Here is a 3,300-nt window from a genome sequence, read left to right as displayed (position 1 = left end):
AGGAACTCGGTGGCGGTGGCCAGCGCGTCGCTGTTCGGCAGGAACACCAGGCCCAGCAGGCCGCAGCCGAAGTCCGGCCGGTTGACCCGCTCCCCCGGGTTGGTGAACAGCACCTGAAAGATCATGTCCCGGACGTGGTCGTCGGAGTCGGTGCCGGCCACCCGCCCGGTCGCGTCGACGTGGAACGGGTGGTCCAGCCGAAAACGCCGCTCGGGCGCGCCCATGTTCGCCACGGTTCTCCCTCCTTGCTTCCCAGCCGGTTTTCACCCGGTTCTCACAGCGTTATTTCCAGTCGTTTCCAACAGCGCTTCTCAGCCGGTTTTCACGGCGCTGGACGTGAGGCCCGACGGGGGCGTCATCGGCGCGGCCGGCGGCGCCGGGGTCACCGGGCCGACCGGTGACGACTGCCCGGGATGCATGTGCTTGCTGAACTCCTTCGCGAAATCCTTGAGGTATTTCTCAAGGGCGTCGCCGAACGCCAGCGGGTGGGCCGCGTCCTTCGTCAGTTCGATCTTCCCCGCGTCCACCACCACGCTCTTCGCGGCCTTCACCGTCACGGTTCCGCCGGAGATGTCGACCGTGACCGTGTTCTTGCCGTCGGCGTCGCCGACCGTGATCTTCTTGTGCTCGTCGTCGATGGTGAGCAGCAGGCCGTTCCTGGTGCGCAGCAGCACCATCGGCGCCTCGGCCGGGCTGCCCTCGCCGTCCTTCGGCAGCCCCCCGTCCGACCACCAGCAGCCGGTCCAGACCGGACGGCAGACGTCACCCGCCTCGAACTCGATCCACACGCCCGCCTTCTCCGGCGGCATCACGAACAGGCCCACCTCCGGCCCGGCGTACGGCAGTGCGGGCAGCGCCCAGCCCGTCTCGACCGAACCGAGCAGTTCGGGCACCACCGCCCTGATCCGGCCGAGGTTGTCCGGGTCGGTGTTCCTGGTGACGAACCCCCGGTACTTGCCGTAGTAGCGGCCGCCACCGCCGGCCGTGACACCGCCGTGCTCCACCGCGGACATGGTCATCGGGACCGCGTCTCCTGTCCTCGTCATCGCTCCGGCTGGATCGCTCCGGCTGGAACGCTCCGGCTGGAACGTTCCAGCCGGGCGGGTTGTCCCGGCCGGGCTTTGTTGTCCCGGCCGGGCTTTCAGGTGTTGGTCTCGTCGTCGAAGGACTCGCGGCCGGTGACGCCGGTCGCGTTGCGGCGAGCGGTGAAACGCTGCGTGTACCCGTCGGGGGTGAACGTGTGCAGCACCTGTTCGACGTAGTAGGCGCCGCTGAGCATCCGGCCCACGCCCCGGATCAGCACCGGGCGTTTGGCCCGCAGCACCCGGCCGTACGCGGCGGTGTTCACCTCCCCCTCCGCGACGACGGCCCACGACGACCGGTCCACCGCCGCCTGTGCCAGCGTGGTGAGCTCGCCGTCCTCGAACAGGCCGGCGCCGGCGAGCAGGACCGTGCGCGCCGTGCCGTCCGGCGCCGTCGACGCCGCGCCCAGGTCGCGCAGGCCCGACCGGTCGACGGTGACCGCGGCCTCGGCGCCCGCGCGGACGTCCACCCCGCCGGCCGTCGCGGTCGTCGGGCGCACCATGTCGAACCGGGCGGTGAACGCGTCGACGTTGGTGGCGGGACCGAGGTTGACCGACAGCACCCCCTGCGCGGCCGCGTCGAGCTTCGGCGGGTGGAAGTGCCCCTCCAGCGCGCCGGAGGCCGGGTTGGCCTCGACATAGCACTCGTAGCCGTTGCGGACGGCGAGCCCCCGCAGGAAACCGATGTCGGTGCCACGCTGGATCGTGGTCATGTCCTTCTCCGGCCGGGCCGGCTGCGTGGCGGTGACGTCCGCGGTCAGGCCGTGCTCGCCGAAGAGGGTGCTGGCGATGTCGCTGTCGGCCACGTCGGGCCAGGCCCGGACGGTCTCGGTGAGGTTCATCAGCACGCTCGGGTCGGCGCCGACGACCCGCAGCACCGAGCTGCCCGGCCGGGACGACACGGACAGCTCGACGTCGATCACCCGGGCGTCGATCAGCGGCTGGGCGTTGCCCGAGCCGATGGTGACGTCGACGGCGACGGGGGTCAGCCGGGTGAACACCTCGTCGTCGAGCACGCTCCAGCCGGAGCCGTCCGGCGCCACGTCGACGGCGATCTCGATGCGCACCATGTCGGCGAGGTCGGTGTGTTCCTCGACCTCGATGCGCCGGATCGCGGCGACGATCTCCGCGCCGGCCGGTGCGCCGTCCACCCGCAGCTCGTAGGAGATCGTGGTCATCGGCCCGCCCCGCCGGCCGGCCCGCCGGAGCGCCGGGGCGGCGGGCCGGCGGCGGCCGGCGGGATCACGAGAATCCGGCCGCTCTCGGCGACCAGGTCGTCCGGCCACAGCGCCCGGTTCGCGTCGCAGATCCGCCAGAACCGTTCCGGGCTCCGGTAGACGTCGTCCGCTATCCGGTCCAGCCGGTCGCCGCGGATCACCCGATAACCCTGGATGGCCGTCACCGGCGGTATCTGCCGGACACCGACATAGCGGACGACCTGGCCGTCCGGCAACGTGTGCTCGTGGGTGGGCACCCCGGCGTAACGGCTGTCGCGGGCGAACACGGCTTTCTCCTTCTCCTTTTCGGTCTTTCGATGACCACGGGTCCTCCGATGGCCACCGGCGGCTCAGCCGCCGCGCAGGAACACGGTGCGGATGCCCTGTTCGTTCTCGCCCTCCTGGTGACGGCCGGCGTGGGCCTCCTTGCTCTTCTGGTAGCTGATGAACGCGTCCCGGCCGATGTCCCCCGCCGGCAGTTCCAGGTAGGTCAGCACCTGCAGGGTCAGCTCGACCTTCGCCCGGACCGGGTTCAGCAGGGAGTCGAACGCCTCCTCGGTCACCGAGAACCCGGTGACGTCGACCGGTACCACCCGCGACGGCCCCCAGACCAGCAGCACCAGCGGCACCTCGGCGTCGCTGACCTGGACGGCGCCCTTCGCGGCCTGTTTCTCGATCTTCTCGGCGGCCAGCGCCGGCGGGTACATCAGCAGCTCGAGCAGGGCCAGCGCGGGGTAGAGGCCGTGCTCGGCGACCGTCCGGTTGGCGTTGGGCGCGTCGAGCTGGTCGGCCGCCTCCAGCTCGATCGTCATCGCGATCGTCTCGATGGGTGGGCCGCCGACCTTGAGCACGCTCTGTTTAGCGGCCCCGGCGGACTTCTTCGGCTCCGGCGGGCTGCGGTCCGCCAGCGTCCGGCGCATCGAGTCCGCGTTGTACTGAAACATGATCACTCGGGACGCCCGCGCGCCGGTCGCGCGCGAGTCGTAGACCGCCAGCGCCCC

Annotated in this window: 5 protein-coding genes; all 5 read right to left on the bottom strand. The window is 71.2% G+C overall.

Translation table 11 applies throughout. From position 1 onward, the window contains the following. Positions 1–224, bottom strand: a 224-nt coding sequence (locus AC5LSR_RS09580) for a GPW/gp25 family protein (protein ID WP_250281626.1), incomplete at its 3' end; no start/stop codon positions are given. An 87-nt stretch (positions 225–311) separates the two neighbouring features. After that, positions 312–1,046 (bottom strand): phage baseplate assembly protein V, encoded by a 735-nt coding sequence (locus AC5LSR_RS09575; RefSeq protein ID WP_493468364.1) that lies wholly within the window; start codon positions 1,044–1,046, stop codon positions 312–314. Positions 1,047–1,141: 95 nt separating this feature from the next. Next, positions 1,142–2,260, bottom strand: coding sequence for a phage late control D family protein (locus tag AC5LSR_RS09570; protein WP_493464722.1), 1,119 nt, complete (start codon positions 2,258–2,260; stop codon positions 1,142–1,144). Then, positions 2,257–2,586, bottom strand: a complete 330-nt coding sequence (locus AC5LSR_RS09565; protein WP_493464723.1) for a hypothetical protein — start codon at positions 2,584–2,586, stop codon at positions 2,257–2,259. Before AC5LSR_RS09565 ends, AC5LSR_RS09570 begins: the two co-directional genes overlap by 4 nt. Before the next feature lie 63 nt (positions 2,587–2,649). Further along, the coding region (locus tag AC5LSR_RS09560; protein WP_250281618.1) for a hypothetical protein at positions 2,650–3,300 on the bottom strand (651 nt) is incomplete at its 5' end.

The organism is Protofrankia sp. CiP1_Cm_nod4, assembly GCF_982290645.1.
Note: the sequence above shows the minus strand (reverse complement) of the source record. Positions and strands in the feature narration are given on the sequence as shown.